Origin of the sequence: Fonticella tunisiensis, from assembly GCF_004364155.1 — a bacterium.
Classification (GTDB): domain Bacteria; phylum Bacillota; class Clostridia; order Clostridiales; family Caloramatoraceae; genus Fonticella; species Fonticella tunisiensis.
This window is the reverse complement of sequence record NZ_SOAZ01000012.1, coordinates 11,142-38,030: the sequence shown is the minus strand read 5'-3', so window position 1 is coordinate 38,030 and position 26,889 is coordinate 11,142. Positions and strand designations below refer to the sequence as shown.

General features: G+C 38.2%; 18 protein-coding genes. 16 read left to right on the top strand and 2 right to left on the bottom strand.

The window, feature by feature from the left end; genetic code table 11:
• Nucleotides 1–275 precede the first annotated feature (275 nt).
• Nucleotides 276–953 (bottom strand): heparan-alpha-glucosaminide N-acetyltransferase, encoded by a 678-nt coding sequence (locus EDD71_RS08480; RefSeq protein WP_133628302.1) that lies wholly within the window; start codon nucleotides 951–953, stop codon nucleotides 276–278.
• Between the two features lie 395 nt (nucleotides 954–1,348).
• Between EDD71_RS08480 and EDD71_RS15535 the strand changes: the two genes are divergently transcribed.
• Complete coding sequence (locus tag EDD71_RS15535) at nucleotides 1,349–2,296, top strand: M15 family metallopeptidase (RefSeq protein ID WP_207669316.1); 948 nt, start codon at nucleotides 1,349–1,351, stop codon at nucleotides 2,294–2,296.
• A gap of 35 nt (nucleotides 2,297–2,331) precedes the next feature.
• Here EDD71_RS15535 and EDD71_RS08470 read toward each other — a convergent pair whose 3' ends face one another.
• Nucleotides 2,332–3,015 carry a YetF domain-containing protein gene (locus EDD71_RS08470; protein ID WP_166636403.1) on the bottom strand — a complete coding sequence of 228 codons (684 nt, stop codon included), beginning with the start codon at nucleotides 3,013–3,015 and terminating at the stop codon, nucleotides 2,332–2,334.
• A 243-nt stretch (nucleotides 3,016–3,258) separates the two neighbouring features.
• Here EDD71_RS08470 and ymfI point away from each other — a divergent pair, with 243 nt between their 5' ends.
• The 15 genes from ymfI to EDD71_RS08395 all read left to right on the top strand — a co-directional run bounded on the left by ymfI (nucleotide 3,259) and on the right by EDD71_RS08395 (nucleotide 25,882).
• Nucleotides 3,259–4,002, top strand: coding sequence for an elongation factor P 5-aminopentanone reductase (gene ymfI / locus EDD71_RS08465; protein ID WP_133628300.1), 744 nt, complete (start codon nucleotides 3,259–3,261; stop codon nucleotides 4,000–4,002).
• A 73-nt stretch (nucleotides 4,003–4,075) separates the two neighbouring features.
• Nucleotides 4,076–5,566 carry a TIGR02677 family protein gene (locus tag EDD71_RS08460; protein ID WP_133628299.1) on the top strand — a complete coding sequence of 497 codons (1,491 nt, stop codon included), beginning with the start codon at nucleotides 4,076–4,078 and terminating at the stop codon, nucleotides 5,564–5,566.
• Entirely contained in the window at nucleotides 5,563–6,732 is a 1,170-nt protein-coding gene (locus EDD71_RS08455; protein WP_133628298.1) for a TIGR02678 family protein, read from the top strand. The genes EDD71_RS08460 and EDD71_RS08455 overlap by 4 nt, the downstream gene beginning before the upstream one ends.
• Complete coding sequence (locus EDD71_RS08450; protein ID WP_133628297.1) at nucleotides 6,725–10,798, top strand: TIGR02680 family protein; 4,074 nt, start codon at nucleotides 6,725–6,727, stop codon at nucleotides 10,796–10,798. The genes EDD71_RS08455 and EDD71_RS08450 overlap by 8 nt, the downstream gene beginning before the upstream one ends.
• Nucleotides 10,798–12,090: a TIGR02679 domain-containing protein gene (locus EDD71_RS08445; RefSeq protein WP_133628296.1), complete on the top strand. Its 1,293-nt coding sequence runs from the start codon at nucleotides 10,798–10,800 to the stop codon at nucleotides 12,088–12,090. Before EDD71_RS08450 ends, EDD71_RS08445 begins: the two co-directional genes overlap by 1 nt.
• Nucleotides 12,091–12,164: 74 nt before the next feature.
• Nucleotides 12,165–12,641 (top strand): coiled-coil domain-containing protein, encoded by a 477-nt coding sequence (locus EDD71_RS08440; protein WP_133628295.1) that lies wholly within the window; start codon nucleotides 12,165–12,167, stop codon nucleotides 12,639–12,641.
• Between the two features lie 401 nt (nucleotides 12,642–13,042).
• Nucleotides 13,043–14,830, top strand: a complete 1,788-nt coding sequence (gene recJ, locus EDD71_RS08435) for a single-stranded-DNA-specific exonuclease RecJ (RefSeq protein WP_133628294.1) — start codon at nucleotides 13,043–13,045, stop codon at nucleotides 14,828–14,830.
• A 491-nt stretch (nucleotides 14,831–15,321) separates the two neighbouring features.
• The gene (locus EDD71_RS08430; protein ID WP_133628293.1) at nucleotides 15,322–16,884 is read left to right on the top strand and encodes an ABC transporter substrate-binding protein; all 1,563 of its coding nucleotides are present in this window, start codon (nucleotides 15,322–15,324) and stop codon (nucleotides 16,882–16,884) included.
• Between the two features lie 333 nt (nucleotides 16,885–17,217).
• Nucleotides 17,218–18,222 carry an ABC transporter permease gene (locus EDD71_RS08425; RefSeq protein WP_133628292.1) on the top strand — a complete coding sequence of 335 codons (1,005 nt, stop codon included), beginning with the start codon at nucleotides 17,218–17,220 and terminating at the stop codon, nucleotides 18,220–18,222.
• A 37-nt stretch (nucleotides 18,223–18,259) separates the two neighbouring features.
• Nucleotides 18,260–19,126, top strand: a complete 867-nt coding sequence (nikC, locus tag EDD71_RS08420; RefSeq protein ID WP_133628350.1) for a nickel transporter permease — start codon at nucleotides 18,260–18,262, stop codon at nucleotides 19,124–19,126.
• Nucleotides 19,127–19,139: 13 nt separating this feature from the next.
• Complete coding sequence (locus EDD71_RS08415) at nucleotides 19,140–20,117, top strand: ABC transporter ATP-binding protein (RefSeq protein WP_133628291.1); 978 nt, start codon at nucleotides 19,140–19,142, stop codon at nucleotides 20,115–20,117.
• 2 nt (nucleotides 20,118–20,119) lie between these two features.
• A complete protein-coding gene (locus EDD71_RS08410; RefSeq protein ID WP_133628290.1) occupies nucleotides 20,120–21,082 on the top strand; it encodes an ABC transporter ATP-binding protein in 963 nt (320 codons plus the stop codon).
• Between the two features lie 586 nt (nucleotides 21,083–21,668).
• Complete coding sequence (locus EDD71_RS08405) at nucleotides 21,669–22,490, top strand: flagellin N-terminal helical domain-containing protein (RefSeq protein WP_133628289.1); 822 nt, start codon at nucleotides 21,669–21,671, stop codon at nucleotides 22,488–22,490.
• A 110-nt stretch (nucleotides 22,491–22,600) separates the two neighbouring features.
• Nucleotides 22,601–23,743 (top strand): tetratricopeptide repeat-containing glycosyltransferase family 2 protein, encoded by a 1,143-nt coding sequence (locus EDD71_RS08400; protein WP_133628288.1) that lies wholly within the window; start codon nucleotides 22,601–22,603, stop codon nucleotides 23,741–23,743.
• 504 nt (nucleotides 23,744–24,247) lie between these two features.
• Complete coding sequence (locus EDD71_RS08395; RefSeq protein WP_133628287.1) at nucleotides 24,248–25,882, top strand: glycosyltransferase family 4 protein; 1,635 nt, start codon at nucleotides 24,248–24,250, stop codon at nucleotides 25,880–25,882.
• The last annotated feature ends 1,007 nt before the right edge of the window (nucleotides 25,883–26,889 follow it).

Below are 26,889 nucleotides of genomic sequence, written 5' to 3'. Positions count from 1 at the left end.
GAAAACAGTTTTTAAATTAATCCGTTGTTCCAGTTCAAGAACTAAAGCGGAGATAAAAAATATATGCAGGCAGCATTTTAGCAAGCAATTAGAAGTTCTTGGCACATAGGATGAAGCAGAGCCTTAGAAGGGTTCGTGGTGTCTGAGCGAGAGCGAGTTCACGAACCTTCTTAGGCTGTGCGAATCCGGTGCCATAGAACTTCTTTGCGAAGCGTAGCAGCGGCTGGAATATATTTTTTATCTCCGCGTCGGTCTGTAGATATTATCTACCTTCATTATATTTTATGAATAATATATAGTGCTGCAAGAAGTACTGGTTGATGCACAAAATATATTAAAAGGGAATGCTGTCCCATGTACGATAAGGGATTAAATTTAGGTTCAAACTTAAAGAGACTTTTCCTTTCTTTATAAAGAATCCTTCCAAGAACTACGCCAAGTAGAAAGACTCCAAGCCACGGGAGAAGAGGATAATAGTCGAGGGAGGCAAAGTTCGCATCCCGCAGCCCCAGCATAAACAAAAATGGGCTTTTTACAGTCATATTTGAAAATATATTTCCCAGCGATATGATTACAGCAGAAAAAATGATAAGGTAAATGTTTTTAACTCTTCTTATAAAATGATATATTATCATACTTGCGCCAAGAAGATGAAGTATACCAAACCTTATGTACATCGATGGAAAGGTTATAAGGGTAAATAAAGTCAATATCATTCCAGCACTAAACACAAAGGCTCCCCTTTTAAGGTTATTTCTACTGAAGCTGCAGCTTATGCCCGAGATGAGCATAAATAGGATTGCCGATAGCTTACCCTCATAATACCAGAAGCCACTTAAGTATTCTATATTATATGAGTAAAAATCGCTTAAGTCATAAATTAAATGAAATATGACCATAAGAACGATTGCGATTCCCCTGAGAAAATCTATTTCCCATATTCTATTCTTCATTATAGCCCCCCTAACGCATCTTATTAACGACTATATTTTAATTCTATATATATTTTCAATATATTACAAGAAAACGTATTGATAGCCGTTTTTCAATTTTCAAATCCCGAGCCTTAGAACTTCTTTGCTAAGCGTACTGGTGAATGAAATATTTTTTATCGAAGCGTCTGTCTGAATATATTTTCTGCTTTTATTTTAATGGGCTTTTCAGAGTAACACAACGCTTTAAATTAAGATTTTTTAAAGTTAGGAATAATATTTGGAACTTGTATATTAAACGAATAATTTTTACAATGATATTGTACAATAAGTATTTTTATGTAATAATATGGGCATAATTAGAAAATGTAAGTACTAAAGGGACAAAAGATTTTAAGTGTACGGGTGATTATTAAATGCACGGGACAAAGTTTATTTCAATGCTTTTAGCAATTTCAACTATATTGATTTCATGCGGTGGAGACAATAATTTTCGTGTATCCAATGAATCGAAAAATTTATCAGCAGCACAAAATGCTGTGGCAAGTAATAATAACAGCCTTCATGAAAAAACCAGGGAGTCAGCAGCAAAAGCACCTGAGGCTTTGCAAGGTACTGTCCAAAGCAGTAAGAAGAATGAAACAGTAGAAAGCAATCAGAGCACAACTAAAGCAAGCAATGGCAGTGCAAACAAATCAAAGCTCCAAAATCAGCAGCCATCTACCAAAGCTAAAGGCAGCTCAAGCCAGAAAAATACGACCAGCTCAAATATTCAGGGAGCAGTTTTGGTTACAAACCTTCAAAGTACAATGGTTTTAGTTAATAAAAGGAGCTATCTGCCTGCAAACTGGGAGCCATCAGACTTGGTAAAAGTTAACGTTTTGTACAAAGGTAAAAGGGGAAACAATAGAATGAGGAGAGAAGCTGCTGAAGCCCTCAATAGTTTATTTGCAGCAGCACAAAAGGATGGTATAATCCTTGCAGCTGTTTCAGGCTTCAGGTCCTATGAATATCAAAAAAGTTTATTTGCAAGGCATGCAGCACAGCTTGGAGAAACAGAAGCTAGAAAGATAAGCGCATATCCAGGTCAGAGTGAACATCAAACTGGCCTTGCGATGGATGTTTCCTGTGCATCTTTAGGATATACCCTTAAAGAATCCTTTGGAAATACTCCTGAAGGAAAATGGCTAAGATCCCATGCAGCTGAGTACGGATTTATAATAAGATATCCTAAGGGAAAGGAAAGCATAACAGGCTATAGCTATGAGCCTTGGCACATACGTTATGTAGGCAGGGAAGCCGCAGAAGAAATAATGAGTAAGAACATTACGCTGGAGGAATATATAGGAATGCAAAATAGTTGAAGAAGGGACATTTTAAGCTGCAAAATGTCCCTTCTTTAATCCCTATAAAGATCCACATATAGATTTCCATTGGATCCTATGGCTGCAAAGGCAACGTTTTTAACGTCGTTTACACCTTTCTTTTTAAGCTCATTTATAAGCCACTCATTATCCACATTCCTTATCCTTAAGTTGTTTTCTATTATCTCTCCATCGAGTATCAGCTCAGCAGCCAGGAATTCTTTTTGAGGTGTTAGGTTTAAATCCTTTGGGGTTAAGGGTCTGTTTTTGGATTTAAGTTGTATGCTCAGCTTTCCATCGGGCTCAAGCACGGCAGACTTAACCTGACCTATATCAAAAATTTTTTCCTCCCTCAGCTGTTGGGTTAGATAATCAAAGGAATAGTTAAGGCATTTCATATTGCGTTCAAGTATTTTTCCATTATGTATTATAACGGCGGGATGACCTGCAACAAATCTTCTAAAGGGCCTGAATTTTAGGGATATATAGGATACCAGTAATATTATTACTGTAACAAGGAATATGGAAAGTATGAAATTTAAAATATGTACCCTTAAGTTGAAAGCCAGGTTTCCAGCAATTGTTCCAAGGAGGGAGGATGCTACAAAGTCAAAGTAGGTAAGGTTTGAAAGGCTTCTTTTGTTTAAAAGCCTTGTTGATGTGAACAAAAGTACAATTGCAAGCAAAACCCTTATTGTAATGTTTAAAGGTTCAAACAAAACAATCCCTCCCAATGAAATCTACATAATAGGTTTCCACCGATGAGGAATTTTTATGAAGAACAGCCGGAAGACTTGAAACTCCCTTGCCATTTTCCAATGGCTGTGGCACAATTTTTGATATGATGATAGTTTAGAAATTCAGCTTTGGATAACCTTTACATTTATAGGTAATAGAATGGTAAACCAAACAGCCTTTAGCTTTCGTATGAGAATATTGAAAAAATATTTAAGGAGGACAAAATGTATAAATATCCTGAGAATATCATAGTAACCGGTGCCTCGAGGGGTATAGGAAGAGCAATAGCTGAGGCCTTTGCACGCAGGGGATGCAGTGTCCTTATAAATTACAACCAATCCGTAGAAAGCGCCATTACCCTATATGAAAAACTTTCAAGTGAAAATTTAAGTGTCAGGCTTTTTAGGGCAGACGTATCCAGGAGGGACGAGGTTAAATCCATGGTCGACTACTGTATAAGGGAGTTTGGGGGAGTTGATGTTTTAGTTAACAACGCAGGAATAGCTGAAAGCAAGCTTTTTATAGACATAACGGAGGAAGAATGGGACGATATGATGGATGTAAACCTGAAGGGGATATTTAACTGTACCCAGGAGGTTTTAAAGCATATGATCTCGGAAAAAAGAGGGAAAATAATAAACATTTCCTCCATATGGGGGATTGTTGGAGCTTCCTGCGAGGTGCATTATTCCGCAGCAAAGGCTGGGGTTATCGGCCTTACAAAGGCCCTTGCAAAGGAGCTTGGGCCTTCAAACATTCAGGTCAACTGCATAGCCCCTGGAATTATAAAGACGGACATGCTTTCTCCCTACAGCGAGGAGGAGCTTGAGGAGTTAAGGCAGGAAACTCCCCTTATGAGGCTTGGGACTGCGGAGGATATTGCTGCATGTGCTCTGTTTTTGGCATCAAGGGAGGCGGACTTTATAACGGGGCAGGTTATAAGCCCAAATGGAGGATATGTGATATAAAAATTGTATTAGTATATTTATAGGCAGGTATGTCAATATTTAAAATGATAACGTTGAAATACGGAGGATATCCATGGAGATAAACAACAAACTTACAAAACAGATAGATGAAACGAGATACCTTACGGCAGATAATGCATGGAGATACAGGACAATAATGAGGTTTTTCTATCTTCAATACGAGAAGATGAAATACTGGATGTATAAGGAAGAGGTCTATGAGGAGCTTAAAAAGCACAGTGAATTTGAGGGTTATACCATGGACCTTTTAAAGCAGGATCTTGACGTTTTAGTTGAATGGAAAAACCTGATACCTATACAGGACACATCAAGGGTATCGACAGTTGAGGAGTTCAAAAACAAGCAGTTCAGATATCAGCTCTCGGAATATTCAGTTGAAATAGAAAGAATGACAATAAAGCTTGAAAACCTCTTTGTTGAAAATGCTTCCCTTGAGCCATCCCTGCTTGAGAGGCTCAAGGAGTACCTTCAAAGGTTTTCAAAAATGGCGGATGAGGATGAAAAAACAGCAGGCTCATGGTGGAGAGCTCTAAACGATAACTTTAGAAGGCTAAACCAGAACTATCAGGACTATATAGGGGACTTTTACAGCTTAAAGGCTGAGGAAATGATGAAGAGCAGGCAGTTTTTGATATATAAGGAAAAGTTTATAGACTACCTCAGGGATTTTATAAAGGGGCTCCAGTATAACGTAAACGCCATAGAGAGCATTTTAAAAGGAATATCTCGGGAGGATGAGAGAAGGGTTATGGAAAAGGTACTTTCCTACGAAATGTCCATACCAAGGCTTGATATGGAGGTACCTGAGGGAGATATATTTGACAACATAATGGGAAAATGGAACAACATTAAGGGATGGTTCCTGGGGGAAGGCGGCAGGGAGAGCGAGGCAGTAAGGCTCTTTGACATAACCAATGAAATAATAAGGAAGATAACCCGCTACGCATCTCAGATTTCTGAAAGCAGAAACAGCGCCGCCAATAGAAAGGAAGAGTATAAAAAACTTGCCGAGATGTTCCTGTCCTGCAGGGATATAAGCGAAGCCCATAAGCTGTCGGCCCTATCCCTTGGAATATTAAGCCCAAGGCACATAAAGGGTGACTTTGAAAGAAGGACAGAGAGCATAAATTCAGGGGTCTTTGACGAGGAAGCCTATATATACACAATAAAACCAAGGGTTAGAACCTACAGGGAAAAGGGAAAAAGAACTCCAATCACCGATAATACACAAAGGAAGGCCGAGATGCTTGAGAAGGTAATGAAATCCAGGCAGGAGGAAAAGAAAATAATGGAAAGCTTCATAAAAAACGGCGTAATAGATTTTGAAAGCCTTCCTGTAATAGATTCAAATGTCAGGGGAACCCTTTTAAGATGGCTGACAAAGGGTATAAGCACCATGGATGGAACATCCAAGACAGAGCATGGAAGGCTCTACAGGGTACTTGCCCCAAAGGATAATAAAAGGTGCAGGGTGGTATGCGAAGATGGTGAGTTTGAAATGCCAGCATACAAATTGATTTTTGAACCGGAGAGTGAGCTATGAGGGAACTTGAAATACTACTTGAAAACTACTGGATAAGCAAGGATGATGATAAGGAGCTGTACTACAGAGTAAAGGACAGCCTTCCTGAATACAAATCCTTTTTAAATGAAAAGCTTGGATATCATGTTATAGTAAACCCCTACCTCATAAAGCTTGAGAAAATCCCGGGCAAGGCTGAGGAGTGGATGGGCATACAGGAATTTGAAAGCACCATGGAATATGCCTTCCTATGCCTTCTTCTTATGTTTCTTGAAGATAGGGGACGTGAGGAGCAGTTTGTACTTTCAAGCGTTACTGAGTTTATACAGGCAAACTACCCGGGAGATGAAAGGGTTGATTGGACTCTTTTCAGACATAGAAAATGCCTTGTTAAGGTCCTTCGATTTGCAGCTAAAATTGGAATTATAAAGGTTGACGATGGGGATGACAGCGGCTTTGCAAACGACCAGAGCCTGGAGGTTCTATATGAAAGCACAGGGCTTTCAAGGTATTTTGTAAGGAACTTTGCGGTAAACATACTAAACTACAATTCCTACAGGGATATTGAAAAGGAGGAGCTTGCTGAAATTGACAGAGAAAGGGGTACAATTAGGCGCCAGAGGGTTTACAGAAGACTTATAATGTCCCCCGTTGTATATAATGAGGGCCCTGAAGACCCTGACTATGCATATATTAAAAACTTTAGGAGCGTAATTGAAAACGACCTGGAAAAATACCTTGGATTAAGCCTTCATGTCCATAGAAACGGTGCAATGGTTCTTCTCCCAGAGAGCCACAGCTTTAAGGACACCTTCCCTGAAAACAGGGCTATAAGTGAAATAGTGCTTCAAATGAACTACCTAATAAGAAGCCTTATAGAGAATGGGGAGCTTAAACCTGAAAAGGATGACACCATAACGATATCAGGTGCGGCCTTTGATTCCATGGTGAAAAGCCTAAGGGATGAAAATTCCCCCGGCTGGAGCAAGGAATACAGGGAGATGAGCCTTGACAGGCTTATAGATGAGATAAGAAATTACATGAGGGGCTTTAACATGATAGAGGAGATAAACGGCGGAAGGGAAATAAAAATAATGCCCCTTGCAGGAAAGATAGTAGGACGATATCCTGATGATTTTAAAGCAGGGCTTGAAATAAACAGGGAGGTAGCTGTAGATAATGAGTAACAGGTGGATAATAAACAGGGCAGGACTTATAAATTTCTGGTATTACGACGATGAGGAATTCAGCTTTTCAGATGGAAGGCTTCTTTTAAGGGGCTCAAACGGTTCTGGAAAGTCCGTAACCATGCAGAGCTTCATACCTCTTCTACTTGACGGAAACAAGAGCCCCGAGAGGCTTGATCCCTTTGGCTCAAAGGCAAGGAGGCTTGAAAACTACCTCCTTGATGAGGATGAGGAAAGGGATGAAAACACTGCATACCTTTATATGGAGTTTAAAAAGGAAAAGAGCGAAAACTATCTGACCATTGGAATGGGTTTTAAGGCTCAGAGGGGAAAGCCGCTTCAATCCTGGGGCTTTTCAATAACCGACGGCAGAAGGGTTGGAAAGGATTTTTATCTTTATAAGGATGTGGGGGATAAGCTGCCCTTAAGCAAAAAGGAATTGGAGAACAGGATAGCAGGAGGAGGAAGGATAACTGAAACCCAGGGTGACTACATGAAGATGGTAAACGACCTCCTGTTTGGTTTTGACGACATAGAGGAGTATGACGAGCTTATAAAGCTTTTAGTTCAGCTTAGGACCCCAAAGCTTTCAAAGGATTTTAAGCCAACGGTTGTTTATGAGATAATGGAAAACTCCCTTCAGCCATTGTCTGAGGATGATTTAAGGCCAATGTCAGAGGCTATAGAGAATATGGACAACATAAAGAGCAGGCTTGAGGAGCTGAAGGAGAGCCAAAAGGCTGCTGAGAAGATAATGGACGCCTATGACAGGTATAACCGTTTTATCCTTGTAGACAAGGCAAAGTCCTATATAAACGCTTCAAGGGAATATGAAGGGCTTTTAAAGGACAAAAGGGCCCTTGAGGAAAAGAGGGATAATGCAAAGGAAGAATATGAGGATGCCTCAAGGAAGGTGGATGATCTTAAGATAAGAAGGGCTGCTGCTGAACAAAAGAAAAAGCAGCTTGAGGTGCACGACAGCATAAAAATAAGAGAGAGGCTCCTTGAGGTGGGAAAAAACATTGAGGAGCTTGAAAGTGAAAGGGCTGAAAAACTAAAGCAGCTTGATGGAAAAAAGAGCAGGGAAAGGCAGCTCTACCATGAAATAAAGGGGCACAGGGAAAGGGAGAACATTCAAATCCAGAGCATAAAGGAAAGACTGGATGAAATGGATGGCCTTGCAGGTGAGTTTGCATTTGATGAGCAGAGCTTCATGAAGGATGAGATAACAAGGAGTATAGATAAAAGGTACGACTTTTCATATATCAAAAATGCATTTAAAAAGCATGTAAAGTGTATTGAGGATGGAAGGTCAGCAATACTTGAAAGGGAGAGGAAAAACAGCGAATACGACAGGGCCCTTCAGGAGCTTGAAGGGGCAAAGGCTGAAAGGGAGATGAAACTTAAAAGGGTTGATGAGGTAAGGCTTCTTCTTTCTGAAACGAAGGAGGAGCTTATCGAAAAGGTATACACCTGGAGGAAAGGAAACAGGGAGCTTTTGATATCCGATGACGGGTTAGTCAGCATATCAAGGGCCATAAACAACTTCAACTACAGCAGCAGCTATGATGAAATAACCTCAATAGTAAGGGATGAATACAGCATATATGAAGATGGATTTAACAGGGAAATATCAAGGCTCGGGTTCGATCTGGAAAATCTTGAAAAGAAAAGGGATGAGATTGAAAATGAAATAAAGGAATGGAAAAACAAAAGGGATCCCGAGCCTGAAAGAAGTGAAAAGGTAATGCTTAACAGAAAAAGGCTTGATGAAGAAGGTATACCCTATATACCCCTTTACAGGGCCGTGGACTTTAGAGAAGACTTATCCGATGAAGTTAAGGGAAGGATTGAAGAGGCCCTAATGGATATGGGTCTTCTCGATGCCCTTATTGTGCCTTCTTCATTTAAAAGCAGAGTTCTAGAAACCGACTCTGATATGGCGGATAAATACATTTTTCCATCCCCAGGTTTTTTAATGCATGATCTCTCTGAACTTTTAAGGCCTGAGAAGATAGATGTAGAAGGCATAACAGCGGTGGATATAGACAATGTATTAAAGAGCATTTTAATTGATGAGGAGAGCAGCAGAACATACATCAATGAAAAGGGAGAGTATGGCATAGGAATACTTAAAGGTAAAACGTCAAAAACATATGTTCCAAGGTTTATAGGGGCATCCGCCAGAAAAAGGTTCAGGGAGGAGATGATAGAAAGCCTGACCAGGGAGCTTGAAGATATAAAAATGCAGATAAGAGCCATAGAGGATGAAAAGGAAAGGGTTTTAGTAAGGCTTGGGGCTTTAAGGGAAGAGCTGAATGCCTTTCCTAAGGACATGGACCTTAAAGTGGCCTTAAATGAACTCAGGGATGCTGAGTTTAACCTTCGAAAAAGTGAGGAAGAGGTTTTAAAAAGGGAAAGGGAGGAAAAAAGGATTTACGATGAGCTAAAGGAATTGAATCAGAGGGTATATGATTTTACCCATAAAATAAACTTAAGATCATCCCTTGAGGTATATGACGCAGCCGTTGAAGCAGCAGGAGAATACAGGGAGCTTCTATATGAGCTTGACAATCTCCATCAGGAGCTTGTTAGAAACATTGAAAACGTGAAAAGGCTTGAGGATGAGAAGGAAAATGTGGAGATAGACATAGAAAACCTGAGCTTTGATATAAATATCAGGGACAGAAAGCTCAAGGAGGCAGAAAATCTCAAATCCTCCCTTGAGGATCAGCTAAAGCTTTCCAATTATGAGGAGGTAAAGAAGGAAATAGAGGAGTGCTTAAAGCTTATAAATGAGCTTCCAGGGCTCATTGAAAGGGAAATAGACAGGAGGGCAAAGGGAGAAAACCTTTATAGAGCGTCAGTAGATGAACTTCATTCATTAAATGAAAGGATAGCTTTAAAGGAAAGGATTCTTGAAATATACAGGGATGCCTTTATTGAGGAATACAACTTGAGGTTCCTGAACCTTCCTGAAATTGAGGATCCCTTAAAGGGAGCATGGTTTGTTATAAGGGAGATAAAGCTCCCTGATAAAAACCAGAGGGAGGATTATGTAAATAAGCTCTATGAAAGGTTTACTGAAAACACACAGTATCTCAGGGAATATATTTTAAAAATGGAGAACATATTTGAAAAGGATACCGAGGGAGAACTCCCCGAAATAGCGGAGGCCCTTTCAAAGGGTAAAAGGCTTTCGATAACAGGTAAGATAAGGGGAAGGGACGTTGACTTTTATAAGCTTCTCGACTTTATAAAGGAAGGAATAGAGGAAAACGAAGGGCTTTTAAAGGAGAGCGACAGGCAGCTCTTTGAGGATATACTCGTTAAAAATATAAGCAAGAAGATAAGGGCTAAAATATACCACAGCGAGCAGTGGGTTAAGAAGATGAACGAGCTTATGGAGACCATGAACACCTCAAGTGGATTGTCCTTCAGCCTCAGGTGGACCAGCAAAAGGGCTGAAAGCGAAGGTCAGCTTGACACAAAGGAGCTTGTTGAGCTTTTAAAGCAGGAAGGAAGCCTTATGAAGGAATCTGACCTTAATAAACTCTCTGAGCACTTCAGATCTAAGATTTCAGAGGCTAGAAGAATTCAGGAGGATACGGGAAAAAGCCAGTCCTTCCACAGCATAATGAGGGAAATACTTGACTACAGGAAGTGGTTTGAGTTTAAGCTGTTTTTTATAAAGACAGGCCAGCCCAGGAAGGAACTGACAAACAACGCCTTCTTCCAGTTCAGCGGTGGGGAAAAGGCAATGACCATGTACGTTCCCCTCTTTTCAGCGGTATACGCAAGGTATGAAGGCGCAAGAAAGGACTGCCCAAGGCTCATATCCCTGGATGAGGCCTTTGCGGGAGTTGACGAGAAGAACATTAGGGATATGTTCAGGCTTTTAAATGAACTTAACCTTGACTTTATAATAAATTCCCAGATACTCTGGGGAGACTACGATACCGTTCCATCACTGTCAATCAGCGAGCTTATAAGGCCCGACAACGCAAAGTTTGTAACGGTTATAAGGTATCACTGGAACGGAAGGGTTAAGGAGCTTGTTGTGTGATGAGTCTGGAGAAAAGTTGCATTGAATACTTTAAATCCGATAAAGGTTTTAAGAGGCTATTCGAGGGCATAAGGGAGAAGTACAGGTCCCTTGGCAGCCTGGGGGGAACCGTGGTTATAAACAACTTAACCCAGGATGAAAGGGAAGCACTTTCCGGGCTTTTTAAAAAGGACTACTACAGCAGGAAGTCAGCCTCCATAAAGGTTGAAAAACTGGTAAAGGCCCTTGAGGATACAAGGTTTTCAGGAGTAGATTTTGAAAGGGTTTTAATGGGGTATTTTGGCGAGGAGCTTATCTCCAAAAGGAAAGAGCGGGATATATATGAACTTGAAAAAAGCAGCTTTTTTGATGAAATACTGTATAGTTTTCAAGGAACAAGGTCATGGAAGTGGCTGAAATCCATACTTGAAAGTAGAGACAACGCCTATAGGATGATACTTCAGAAATATGACAGGGAAAGGGAAAGCTTAAAAGAAGCGTTAATCCTTACTATGAAGGCATTAAATGAGCTTACTTTTAATGAGAGAAATGCCACGAGGCTTGCCCTTTTTTCATCTAAAATAAGCAGAAACCCCCATACCTTTGACATGGACAGGAACTGCGGAAGGCTTCTTATGTATGGTATTTCATATTTTTTAGGTATTCAATATCCAAAGGGAGCGGAGGATAAGGCAGAAGCATTATACAGCGCTGGTATTATAGCGGATGAGATTTCAAATTACACAGCAATCAGCGGGCTTTTGGCGTACAGAAATGGGAAGGTTCACAGGGGATGGGAGGGTTTTTATAGTCTTGGAGAACCACTTCAGGTATCCCTTTGGAACCTGTCTGAAATAGATTATATATTAAGCCCATCGGGAAAGATTTTTGTATTTGAAAACCCAACTGTATTTAGTGAAGTCCTGTACAGCACAAGGGAGAAAAGGCCTCCCCTTGTATGCACCTGCGGCCAGATAAAGCTGGCCTCCCTTGTGCTTTTGGATAGGATCATTGATAATGTCGACTATATATATTACTCCGGAGACTTTGATCCAGAGGGACTTCTAATCGCAGACAGGCTTAAAAAAAGGTATGGAGAAAAGCTGGTGCTCTGGAGATATAGTATAGAGGACTACGAAGGGATAAAATCAAATGAGGTACTGGAGGAGATTAGGCTTAAAAAGCTTGATAATTTAAAAAGCCCTGAGCTTAAGACCCTTGGAGAACACATCAGGAATAAAGGTTTAGCCGCATACCAGGAACTTTTAACTGACAGATATATAGAGGATATAAATAAATATATGTCTGGGTAGGATGATGTGGAGTTATTGATTTTTTATGATAAAATTTAAATAGGTGGTGGTAAAGATGGATAGAGAGATTCTTGATGTGTTACAAAGTTATCCAAAACGATATAGGCAATATAAACAAAAGAATAGACATAGTGCAGAATGATATTAGTACTTTAAACAAAAGAATGGACACAGTGCAGAATGATATAAATACTATAGACGGAAGAATGGATGTAATGCAAAACGACATAAGTACAATGAATGGCAGAATGGATGTTATGGAGAAGGATATAAAGGAATTAAGGGATAGAACGGATAGGAATACGATAATGCTTGAAAATGTAAATAGAAGTATTGAAATCCTTGCAGAAGTTCAAAGTGCATCAACAGAACAGCTTGAAAGGGCAAAGGACAAGGATGGTAAGTCCATAGCTGAAAGGTTGGATATTATAGAATTATCTATCAAAGATACTTTAGGAAGGGTAAAGGAGATACAAAAGGATTTATCAAGGGTTGTTAGGGCAACTGCCGAAAACTGGGCTGAAATCGTTGAACTAAAGGCTGTGAAATGAGTTTTAAAAGTAATCAGATGGTGGTAAACACCCTCTGGTTACTTTTTTCTGTTATAATATATATAAATTAATTCGTTGTGCTACTCTGAAAGATATTTTCATTCATATTGGTGAACAATTATTCATCTGCAGCTAGTTCAGGGGCTGAGCGGAGATAAAAAATATATGAAATTCACATAAAGCGGGCAATTAGAAGTTCTTGGCGAAGGGATGCAGAAAAATCCTAGAACTTTCGTGACTTAAGCAAGGCGAGTTTAACGAAAGTTCTTGATTTTTCAAATCCCGAGCCTTAGAACTTCTTTGCTAAGCGTACTGGTGAATGAAATATATTTTTTATCGCAGCGTCGATCTGTAAATTTATCTGGCACAACGAGTTAAATTAACTCTTTGGAGGACGGAATATGGAAAAAAGATGGAGGCTAAAATCAAGAAAGCATAACAGCGATATAGATAGAATAGCAAAGGAAGCAGGAGTAAATAGATTTATTGCTGAGATACTCGTAAATAGAGGGATTGAAACACCGGAGGAGATGGTTAAGTTTTTAAACCCTAAGCTTAAACACCTCCACAGTCCGAGGCATATGAAGGATATGGACAGAGGAACAGATATAATAATAAATGCAATAAAGTCTGGTAAAAAAATAGTTATCTACGGGGATTACGACTGCGACGGGGTTACAAGCACAACCATAATGTATAAGGGGCTAAAAAGGTGCGGTGCAAACGTTTCATACCACATACCCCATAGAATAGAAGAGGGTTATGGCATGAACAGCGAGGCTGTTAAAAGGCTCGCCCACGAGGGGTGTCAGGTTATTATAACTTGCGACAACGGAATATCCTGTGTAGAGCAGGTTGCACTTGCAAAGAGCCTGGGCATGGAGGTTGTTGTAACTGATCATCACGAGGTTCCATTTACAGTGGACGAAAACGGTGTAGAAAGGGACATACTCCCCGAAGCAGACGCGGTAATAAATCCTAAAAGGAGGGACTGTGATTATCCCTTTAAAGGTCTTTGCGGCGCAGGCGTTGCCTTTAAATTTGTTCACACCCTTTACCACAAGCTTAAAATAGATACAAAGGAGCTTTATGAGCTTATAGAAATAGCAGCAATAGGAACCGTGTGCGACGTTGTGGATTTAGTTGATGAAAACAGAATACTTGTAAGCATGGGACTCAGGATGATAAACGAAACAAGAAACATTGGCCTCAGGGCCCTTATTAAGGAGGTAGGGCTTGATGGAAGAAAAATAAGGGCGGGAAATATAGGCTTTCAGATAGGGCCATGCATTAACGCCACGGGAAGGCTGGATACTGCAAACCTTTCAGTTGAGCTTCTTATGTGTGAAGATGAAAAAAGAGCTTTAGAGCTTGCAAAGGAGCTTAGAAGGCTTAATCAGGAAAGACAGGAAATGACGGATAAGGCCCTTGAAGAGATATTCATGGAAATAGAAAGCAGCAGCCTCAAAAATGACAGGGTACTTGTTGTTTACAGGGAGGATCTCCATGAAAGTTTAGCGGGAATCATTGCAGGAAGAATAAGGGAAAGATATAACAGGCCTGCCTATGTAATTACAAATGCAAAGGATAAGGCAAAGGGATCGGGAAGGTCAATTGAGGAGTACGACATGTTTGAGGAGATATCAAAGTGCAGGGATATCCTTCTTGCTGCAGGTGGACATCCTATGGCAGCGGGCTTCTCCCTTTTAGCTGAGAACATACCCCTGTTCAGGGAAAGGCTGAACAGCCAGTGCACCTTAACCGATGAGGACCTTGTTTGCAAGGTTGATATAGACGATGAGATTGAAGTTGGCGATGTTACGTTTAATCTTATAGATGACCTTGAAAGGCTTGAACCCTTTGGGAAGGGAAACAGGGAACCCCTCTTTATGGCTAAAGATTTATACATAGACAGAATATTTTTGATGGGGCAGAACAGAGAGCACTTCAGGCTAACATGCAGGGACAGCAAAAGCGGAGCAACAATAAATGCTGTAGCTTTCTATGAAACTGATGTTCTAAGGGAAAAGCTTAGTGAAATATACGGTGTGGATATGGTGGATGATGTAATTTTAGATCCACAGGGAGCAGATCTTAGAATGGATCTATTGTTTAAGCCGGCTATAAATGAATGGAACAATACAAGGTCCATTCAGCTGATACTTGAGGACTACAGGGTTAGGGAGTAAAAGCAGGAAAATTGGAAAGCTTTTTAATACAAACAAAGGGATGTGAGATAATCACGTCCCTTTGTTTGTATTAGGGGACGGTTAACAAACTCTGGTAATTCAGGCACATCCATAATTGCATGATTATGCTGCCAATCAAAGTTTATGAATGGGAATTATATATTAAAAACTGAATTTATGTCGAAAATATGAAACATGAATTATATAAAATTTCACAGAATAAATGTACACAATGAAAATATTTCATAAAATTAATAAAAAACATAGCGAAATATGTCGAATTTAATGTAAAATGAAATTTTAATAAATGGATATTGCATGTGGTGAATTTCTATGATAGAATTAAGACTAATTAATGATAAATTAAAATGATTACAAAAAATGAATTAAAAAATTTTATTAAAAACATGTGTATAAATACAAAGTGAATACATATTAAAAATATATTATATTTTATATATCCTTAAATTAATCAAAGGGGGAGGAAGGAAATGAAAAACAAGGTATTGGCTTCTTTAATTATTGCACTTATTGCTGCCACAACGCTCCTTTCAGGATGCGGTAAAGGCACTCAAACAGGTTCAAAAAAGCCTAAAACATTAATTTATGCACAGGGTGCAGACCCCAGAGGATTGGACCCGGCCTATGTAGATGATGGAGAATCCGCAAAGATAATTGTAAATGTATATGAGGGGCTGGTTAAATATAAGCCTAACTCCACAGAGATAGAGCCATCCCTTGCAACGGAATGGACAGTTAGCCCCGATGGAAAGGAGTACACCTTTAAACTTCGCCAGGGGGTAAAGTTTCATGATGGAACACCCTTCAATGCAGATGCTGTAGTGTTTAGCGTTGAACGTCAGCTACCCCCAAAGGCAACTGATGATATGCCATACGCTTCATTTACATTTGGACCGGTTGAAAAGGTTCAAAAGGTTGATGATTATACTGTAAAATTCATATTAAAGCAGCCATACACGCCGTTCTTGGCTAACCTTGCAATGAGCCTTGCAGCACCAATTGTAAGCCCTGCAGCTGTTCAAAAATATGGAGATAAGTTCATTGAAAACCCGGTGGGTACGGGTCCCTTTAAGTTCGTTAAATGGGATAAAGGGCAATCCGTTACACTGGCAAAGAATGAGGACTACTGGGGAGAAAAGGCAAAGGTTGACACCGTAGTATTTAAAATAACAAAGGAAAATTCAGTTCGTGCAAGCGAGCTTATAACGGGTTCCGTTGATATAATAGACGGAGTTGATCCAAACGATATTAAAAAGCTTGAAGACAACAAGATTCAGATATTTAAGGGTAAGGGAATGAATATCAACTACATGGCATTTAATACTTCAAGGGCGCCATTTAACGATCCGAAATTAAGGGAAGCAGTTTCACACGCCATTGACAGGGATGAACTTGTTAAATATTTATACCAGGGATATGCATCGGTTGCAAACACCTACCTTCCAGACTTTATTCCTGGATATAACGATAAGGTGCAGCCATATAAATACGATGTAGAAAAAGCAAAGGCACTTTTAAAGGAAGCTGGCAAAGAAAATCTTGAAATTAAGATGATTACCTACTCAAACCCAAGGCCATACAACCCTGTAAACGGACAGAAGCTTGCTGAGGCAGTACAAAATTATCTTGCCAAGGTTGGTATAAAAGCTACAATAGAGGTTTATCCATGGACAGAGTACAAGCAAAAGGCTGCACAGGGTGAAGGCGATATATTGTTCTACGGATGGGTTGGAGACAACGGTGATGCAGACAACTTCCTGTCCCTGCTGGATTCAAACGAAATAAAATCATCATTAAATGCTGCAAAATACAGCAATCCAAAGGTTGATGAGCTTTTAGCAAAGGCAAGAAGGCTGCCAAATGGAGAAGAGAGAAATAACGTATACAAAGAGATTCAGGAAATATTAGCAGTAGATGCTCCATGGCTTCCTATTTCAAATGCAATGGATATGGCGGCATATTCACCAAAGGTTAAAGGGTTTACTTTACATCCAACAGGAGCTGTATATTTAAAGGATGTAGATAAGGAATAAATTGACTTGCTGTGCTGGCTTCGAATTTAAAAAGACGCTGCGATAAAAAATATATTTCATTCACTAGTATGCTTAGCATAGAAGTTCTAAGGCTTGGGATTTGAAAAATCAAGAACTTTCGTTAAACTCGCCTTGCTTAAGTCACGAAAGTTCTAGGATTTTTCTGCATCCCTTCGCCTAGAACTTCTAAGTGCACGCTCTATGTGAATTTCATATATTTTTATCTCCGCTTGTTTATAATGAGCTAAGGAAATACGTTAATAAAACGTTATTTCCTTTTTATATATCTTGTTGCCTGATGTCAGGTTTACAAATTTATTGGGAGGAAGAAAGATGGTAAAGTATATAATAAAGAGATTGATACTTCTAATACCTGTGCTATTAGGCGTATCAATAATGGTATTTGTGGTAATGCATGTCTTTCAAGCAGATCCTGCCAGCATCATACTGGGGCAGCATGCAACAGCAGAACAAATTGAAAAGTTGAGGCAGGAGCTTGGGCTTAATAATCCACTTTATGTGCAGTACTGGGATTTTTTAAAGGGGGCACTTCAGGGTGACCTTGGAAGCTCACTAATAACAAAGACGCCGGTGGTAAAGGAAATACTGTCGAGATTTCCTGCCACAATTGAGCTTGCTTTAGCTGCTATTATAATCGCATCGATTTTTGGAATTTCAATTGGAGTTATTTCAGCTGTTAAACAGAATTCAATTGTTGATTATATCGGCATGGTATTTGCGCTACTTGGAGTGTCCATGCCTATTTTCTGGCTGGGTTTAATCTTAATAGTTATTTTTGCCGTACAAATGCACCTGCTTCCAGTTGCAGGCAGAATACAAATAGGCCTTGAACCAGCACATATTACAGGTTTTTATTTGATAGACAGCCTGCTCACAGGCAATATGGCATCATTTAAAAGTGCCCTATCCCACATAATACTTCCTGCAGTTGCACTTGGCTCATACTCAACGGCCATAATTGCACGTATGACAAGATCTACAATGCTTGAAATAATAGGACAGGATTATATTCGTACTGCAAGGGCAAAGGGCCTTGTTGAAAAGGTTGTAATTTTACAGCATGCTTTGAGAAACGCTCTTATTCCAATAATTACGGTTATAGGGCTTCAGCTTGGCTCACTGCTTGGGGGTGCTGTTTTAACAGAAACCGTATTTTCCTGGCCTGGAGTCGGAAGTTATACGGTTGAAGCCATATTAAAATCCGATTACCCGGTTGTTCAGGGAGCGGTTATATTGCTTGCAGTGGTGTTTGTACTTGTAAACCTTGCTGTTGACCTTTTATATGCATACCTTGATCCAAGGATAAAGTATTCTTAGGAGGTATATTATGGAACTAAATCGTGAAGAAAATGTAATGCTGGAGGGAGGAGTGGAAAAAACGAGTTCTCCCTGGAGAAATATATGGAGTGAGCTTGTAAAAAATAAAGCAGCTATGGTGGGGCTTTCCATTATAGTTATTTTGATATTAATTGCCCTATTTGGAAAATACCTGATGCCCTATGATCCGAATACAGGTGTGCTGGCTGAAAGCCTGCAAAAACCATCATCGGCACATATCTTCGGAACCGATGAACAGGGAAGGGATATTTTTAGCCGAATTATTGACGGGACGAAAATATCTTTAAGAGTTGGAATTACAGCAGTAGCAATAGCTCTAACGGCAGGCATAATATTCGGCTCCTTTGCAGGATATTATGGAGGAAAGATAGATATGTACATTATGAGGTTAATGGACATTATTTTAGCCTTTCCATCCCTGCTTCTGGCAATCGCATTTATGAGCGCACTGGGAAAGGGAATCGATAAAGCAATTATAGCCATAAGCATTGTTACAATTCCGGAATATGCAAGAATTGTAAGGGGTTCCATATTGTCGGTTAAAGAAAATGAATACGTACAGGCTGCTAAAGCCATTGGGAATAACGATATGGGAATAATATTTAAACATATTCTTCCAAATGTTATGTCACCCATTATTGTCCGAGCAACCCTTGGAATTTCCACAGCCATTCTTGAGACATCAGCCCTGGGATTTTTAGGCCTCGGGATTCAGCCGCCGCAAGCTGAGTGGGGAAGCATGCTCGGAGCTGGCAGGGGATACTTTTATAACGCACCACATATAGTCCTCTTTCCGGGAATTGCAATCACCATAACAGTGCTTGCATTCAATTTGTTTGGCGATGGTCTTAGGGATGCTTTAGACCCAAAACTTAGAAAGTAAGGTGGTGCTTGATATGTTGTTGCAGGTAAAGAATCTTAAAACTCAGTTTAAGGTAAAGGGCGGCGTTGTAAATGCCGTTGATGGAGTAGATTTTGAAATCGATAGGGGAGAGGTAGTGTCCATCGTTGGAGAATCGGGAAGCGGGAAAAGTGTAACATCCCTGTCGATTATGGGACTTATCCCAAACCCTCCCGGAAAAGTTATAGATGGGGAAATACTTTTTAAGGGAGAGGATCTGCTGAAAAAAACTAAGAAGGAGCTTCAAAATATAAGGGGAAACGAGATATCAATGATTTTTCAGGAGCCCATGACCTCCCTAAACCCTGTATTTACAATAGGCAAACAGATATCTGAAGCCCTGATCAAACATAAGAATATGAGTAGGGAGGAAGCACTTAAAAAGTCCATTGAGATGCTTGAACTGGTTGGAATTCCTTCCCCTGAAAAGAGGGTAAAGGACTACCCCCATCAGCTAAGCGGAGGCATGAGGCAGAGAGTTATGATTGCCATGGCACTTGCCTGCGGTCCGGAGCTTTTAATTGCAGATGAGCCCACAACAGCCCTTGACGTTACCATACAGGCCCAAATTCTTGATTTGATGCTAAAGCTTAAGGATAAGCTCGGCACCTCAATTCTTCTTATAACCCATGACCTTGGAGTAGTTGCGGAGGTATCCGACAGGGTTGTTGTAATGTACTGCGGAAAGGTTGTTGAAAAGGGAACTGTCATGGAAATATTCGAAAGGCCTCTGCATCCGTATACAGAGGGGCTTCTCCTTTCCATACCCAGGGTTGATGAAAAGCATGATAAGCTCTTTATGATACCGGGAGTTGTGCCAAATCCACTCAATATGCCTAAAGGGTGCGCCTTTGCCGATAGATGCCACAGGTGTGAGGAGATTTGTAAAAAGGAAGTGCCTCCCCTTGTTGAGTACGAAGGAAGACAGGTTAGATGCTTTAGGTATCTTAACCATAAGGAAGGGAAGGTGTGATTATGGAAGCTTTATTGGAAGTAGTAAACTTGAAAAAATATTTTCCTGTTGAATCGGGTTTTTTAAAAAAATCCGTTGAATATGTAAAGGCCGTGGACGATGTGTCCTTTAAAATATATAGGGGAGAGACATTAGGCCTTGTTGGGGAGTCAGGATGCGGTAAATCCACAACTGGCAGAATGCTTGTAAACCTGCTGAAGCCTACATCCGGTGAAGTAAGGTTTGAAGGAAAGGATATTACAAAGCTAAAGGGAGCAGAGGAAAGGGAATTTAGAAAAAACATTCAAATAATATTTCAGGACCCCTATGCTTCATTAAACCCAAGGATGACCGTAGGGGATATAATTGCAGAACCAATAAAGATTAACAGGCTCGCAAAGGGGGAAGAGGTTGAAAAAAGGGTTTTAAAGCTGTTAGAATACGTTGGCCTTGCAAGCTATCATAGAAACAGATATCCCCATGAGTTCAGCGGGGGACAGAGGCAGAGGGTTGGAATTGCAAGGGCCCTGGCCGTAAATCCCAAGCTTATAGTCTGCGATGAACCTGTATCGGCCCTTGACGTATCCATACAGGCTCAGGTTTTGAATTTACTTGATGACCTGCAGAAGGAGTTTAAACTCACCTATTTATTTATTGCCCATGGGCTCAATGTTGTAAAGCATGTAAGCGACCGCGTCGGGGTAATGTATTTAGGAAAGCTTGTGGAGATTGGCGACGCCGACAGCCTGTACGATAATCCCCTGCACCCCTATACGAAGGCCCTATTATCTGCAATACCCGTGCCTGACCCCGCTAAAAAGAGGGAGAGAATAATTCTTTCAGGTGATGTGCCAAGTCCATTAAATCCTCCAGAGGGGTGCCGCTTCCATACCCGCTGCCAGAGCTGTATGGAAATATGCAAAAAGAAGGAGCCTGAACTTAAGGATGTTGGCCAAAACCATAGGGTGGCATGCCACTTATATTGATAATAGATAAAAGAGCCGTACAACTCCCCCATTCAGCGGCTCTCTTTTAATTTCCATAGGTAATTTGTGTGTTTATCAAAGTGCATCTGAAATTGTAGAGGTTATATAAAATCGATGATTTAGAAAAACTTGAATTAATCCGTTGTGCTAAATAAATTTACAGATCAGCGCTGCAATAAAAAATATATTTCATTCACCAGCACGCTTAGCAAAGAAGTTCTAAGGCTCGGGATTTGAAAAATCAAGAACTTTCGTTAAACTCGCCTTGCTTAAGTCACGAAAGTTCTAGGATTTTTCTGCATCCCTTCGCCAAGAACTTCTAGTTGCCCGCTTTATGTGAATTTCATATATTTTTTATCTCCGCTTAGCCCATGAACTAGCACAACGAATTGAATTAAAAATTTTTTATGCAAGGGTATAAAGCTTTTAAAAAACACCACGATAAAATAAGTAGAAAAGTTAGTATATAAAATTTAAAAAACCTGATCAGGTAAATGCGTATTAACTTTGTCTATCAAGCCAAAATGGCTTGACATAAAACTTGTGGACAAGGATGTTCACAAAAAAATTCATGGAGGGATCTAGTATGATAATCAACCACAATCTTAATGCGATGAACGCATACAGACAGCTTGGAATCAACACTGTAAATTCTGGAAAGTCAATGGAAAAGCTTTCATCAGGACTTAGAATCAACAGAGCAGGAGACGACGCAGCAGGTCTTGCAATATCAGAAAAGATGAGAGCACAAATAAGAGGTCTTGACCAAGCATCAAGAAATGCACAGGATGCAGTTTCACTTGTTCAAACTGCTGAAGGCGGATTAAATGAAACTCATGCAATTCTTCAAAGAATGAGAGAACTTGCTGTTCAAGCTGCTAATGATACTAACGTTACATTAGATAGGGATGCAATAGCTACCGAAATTAGTGCATTAAAGGATGAGATTGATCATATTGCACAGTCTACAAACTTTAACGGAACTAATTTGTTAAATGCTACAGGATCAATATCATTCCAAATTGGTTCCACTCATAATTCTTATGATCAAATGTCTCTTAACCTTGCGTCTGTTCAAGCAGATGCAAGCACTTTAGGCGTGGCTACTTTAACTGTTTCAAGTTCAACATTTGCACAGGCATCAATTTCTACTATTGATAGTGCAATCGCAAAAATATCAACTTCAAGGGCATATATAGGTTCATTACAAAATAGATTAGAACATACTATTACTAATTTAAATACTGAATCAGAAAACCTATCAGCAGCAGAATCAAGAATTAGAGATGTAGATATGGCCAAAGAAATGATGCAGTTCAGTAAAAATAATATCTTAGCACAAGCTGCACAGGCAATGCTTGCACAGGCTAACCAGCAACCACAGGGTGTTCTACAATTACTAAGATAATATAATATTTTTCATAAAATTTTGGAGTCAGATATCTGGCTCCAAAATTTTATGAGTCAAAATTTGAAGCCAATTACTGTAATTGGTTATATTTTTAAGGGGTGTGTATTTTGAAATTAAGCCTTTGTATGATAGTTAAAAATGAAGAAAAATTTATTAAAATGTGCCTTGATAACTCATTACCTTTAGTTGATGAGGCCATAATTGTTGATACAGGGTCTACTGATAATACAAGAGAAATTATAAAAAGTTTTGACAATAAAGTAAGATTAATTGAAACAAAATGGGAGAATGATTTTTCAAAGGCTAGAAACTTATCTATTGAAAATGCTACTGGAGATTGGATACTTGTGCTGGATGCAGATGAAAAGTTGGTTGCAACAGATAAGTTAAGAAAGTATATTGAAAAATGTCACTATGAAGGCATTAGAATTCCATTTTATCATGTAGTTAATGATGGAGATATTTTATATACTAATGTTTATGCAAAAATATTTAGAAACAAATATAGATATTCTGGAAGAATTCATGAACAAGTACGAATAGAAGCAGATAAGATTGTGGATGTACCCGAAGATATAGCGAAAATATATCACTTCGGTTATTTAAAGAAAGTTTATGAATCAAAGAATAAATTAAATAGAAATTTAACATTGTTGAAAGATGAATATAATAAAGATCCTAATAATCCTTTTATCTTATATAATTTAGGAGTTACTTGCTTTTCTGAAGGAAATTATGAAGAATCATTGAAATATTTTTTTAAATGCAATGAACAATTGAATTATAAGTATGCAAATCAAGTTACTTTTTATGAATTTGATATTTTAAATAGAATTCCTTCAATATTAAATCGTCTTAAGAAATATGATGATTGTATCATCTTTTTAGAGGGTGTGACAGGAGAAATAAATAACATACCAGATTTATATTTTAATTTAGGTGAAGCATATGAAGGAAAAGGTGATTTGGAAAAAGCAATAGAAGCATATAAAAAATGTATTGAAATTGGAGAAAATAGAGATTTTGTAAGTGTTAAGGGAATTGGAAGTTTCTATCCAAAATTTAAAATTGCTAAAATATATGAAAAAAAAGGTGAAATAATGAAGGCTGCATCTATGTACATTGAGGGTGTGTTTGATAAGAATAATATATTGAGGAAAGGAATAAACGAAACTAGAGAATTTCTTGAGAGAAATAAGCTTTATGAAATATTAATTGAATTCAATAGCCTGATAAAGAATTTATTATAATATTAATATTAACATTAACTTGGTGATTTTATGATAAGTTTATGTATGATTGTTAAGAATGAAGAAAATAACTTTAAAAATTGCTTAAACAGTATAAAAATTATGTTGATGAAATTATAATTATTGATATTGATTATTAAGACAAAACTTAAGAGATTGCGAAAAGTGTTATAAATTAAGTTGTTGATTATAATTGGGATAATGATTTCTTAAAGGTAAGAAATTTGATTTTGCTACAACAGCTCCTGTATAAAACTGGTGATTAACACATTGAAAACCTCACAAAATTATTTGAGATAGCTGTGCTCATTTTTAGGTAAAATAGGGTAAAATTATGAAAAAAGAAATACACAAGATAACCTTAGGTCAAAAATTGACTTAAAGTTTCATAAAAACCTTGAAATTTTCCTAATAATGGTTATTGTCTGATGTTGTTAAAATGCATATTAATATATAAAATATATTTCTGAAGTGGAATTAAATATACTTAGGGAGGACAATATAATGCCAACAAGTTGGTACCAAGCAATTCCAGATATAATTGAACAAGTAGTAAGTCTGCAACCAACTTCAATACTAGATGTTGGAATCGGATTTGGGAAATATGGGGCTCTTTTAAGGGAATCCTTAGACATTGCTCAAGGAAGGTATGACAAAGAAAATTGGAAAATAATTATTGATGGTATAGAAGGGTTTGCTAGATATAGAAACCCTATACATGATTATATATATAATAAAATCTATTATGGAGATGTTTTTGAAATATTGAATTTTGGTCTTCCAAAATATGATTGCATCCTGCTAATTGATGTTTTAGAACATTTTACTAAGGAAGAAGGATTTAAATTAATTAATAATCTATTATTGTACACTAATAAATCGTTAATTATCTCTACTCCTCTTTTTCCTGATTATCAAGAAGAGTATTTAGGTAATTATATGGAACATCATCTTAGCCGATGGTCTATAATCGATTTTTCAAAATATGATTTTAGCTTTAAACAAATTAATATAGGCGATAATGCAGCACAAATATTTCATATTTTTCCTCAGAAAGTATCATTAAAAGACAATAAAAAAATAACTACTAAACCAAAATTAAGTGATAAAAAATTGAATATTGGTTATATTCTGCCACATAAAAATTTAACTGGCGGTATGAAAATGCTTTTATTACAAATGAACGAATTAAGTAAAAGAGGGCATAATATTTTTGCATTTTATAGGGGCGATAATGATCAATCTGTATTACCAGATTGGTTAGAAGTAAATACGTTTAAAAATATACTGGTGCCTTATAATGAAAGCTATACAAAGTACACGGAAGAATGTGATGTACTTTTCGTCGGGTGGATTCAACAAGTATTGGAACTAAAAGATTCAGATATTCCGTTAGTTTATTGGGAACAGGGTAATGAGTGGATATTTGGAGATTTTAACAATTTGTTTATGGATAGTATTGTTAGAAAAGTATTAGTTAACTGTTATTCCTCAAATATAAAACTTGCGTCTGTTTCGTCAATAATACAGAAAATTTTAAAAGTAAGATATAATAAAGACTCAACAATAATCTCAAATTTTATTGATTGTAATTTTTATTATCCAAGTAAGCATGAATTCAATAATACTATTTTGTTAGTTGGTAATCCTGTGTTAAGATTTAAAGGGTTTAATATTGCATTAAAGTCATTACAAAAACTTTGGACATTGGGATATAGATTTAAAGTAAAATGGATTTGCCAAGTCATACCGAATATTAGTGGCATAAGTTTTCCAATAGAATTTATTGAAAAACCGGCACAGCATATCTTGGCTAAGGAATACAGAAATGCAGATATTTGTTTATTCACATCCTGGTATGAAGGCTTCGGCATGATACCTTTAGAAGCAATGGCATCGGGTACACCAGTAGTTACAACAGATTGTGGGGGAATTTCAGATTATGTAATTCCTGGATTTAATGCATTAGTTGCAGAACCGGGAGATATTGATTCACTAGCCGGAGCGGTTGGATATCTCTTAGAGAATGAAAACGCTAGGTTGCTTTTATCACACAATGGACGCGAAACAGCATTAAAGTTTTCACCAGAAAATATTATACCGAAGCTAGAAGAGTTTCTATTTAATTCGTTAGAGTAAAAAATGCATCTAAAGTGACAGGCTCATGAGTTATGAGTTATTGAATGTTTAGTGCTTAGTACTTGAGTTTAAATTAAGCGGCTCTGCGCCTATATATACTAATATTTTACAAGATATTAGCCGTTTCAAAACCTAAATTATATTGGCTCGTGATTTGCAGCACCTAAGAAGGCTCGTGAAACTCGCTGGCGCTCAAATACCACGAACCTTCTAAGGTTCTGCTGTATCACTTCGCAAAGAACTCTAACGGCTACGCCCACTGGGAAAATTTTAACGCCGCTTTTGTGGTTAATTTTCCCGCAAAAAGCCATTTAGGCTTTTTGCCTCGCTTTATGGTCCATTCCATATATTTTTTATCTCCGCTTAGTTCTACTATTATCCGGAATACAAATATTGGCTTCTTAAGTTGATGACGTTGCACATAGCCTTGCCCTACAAATCTAAAGGGGGTTCCTCCCCTTTAAATTTCTAAACATAGATTTTCAAAATCTTCCTTGTAAACTCATATCCAAATTCCCAAATGTTCATAAGGTTAAGGAGAAGTTAATCGGTGGTATCCCTGTACTCTACCTTGTAGAAAAACTGAAGGCAGAAGTTGTTGTTGATGCAAATATCAGCTTTCCTAATGCCTTTTCTAATTCCTTCTAATGTAATAAAATATGTTAAATATACACCTATCACAATTTATTTCAGAAATTGCTTTGGGTGAAATTATGCTTGTAAAGGGTATTATATGGGGCATTGGCCATTTTGAAAGGCCTGAAAGGGAGTTGTTGAAAAAGGCGAAGTTTCCAAAGGATGTAATAAGATTTTCAAGCTCTTTCTTTACCTCGTTTTCTTCCTGCTATTTTAAGATGGACATATTGTATCCCCATTTAAAACTACATTTATACCTTATTATGCAGCGAAGATAATTTATGTTCAAACTGTTAGTGTAAGAAGATTATAGATGCACCGATTTTTAAAAGTTTTTTATGTAAATATTTAGAGGATTTTGAAATTTAATG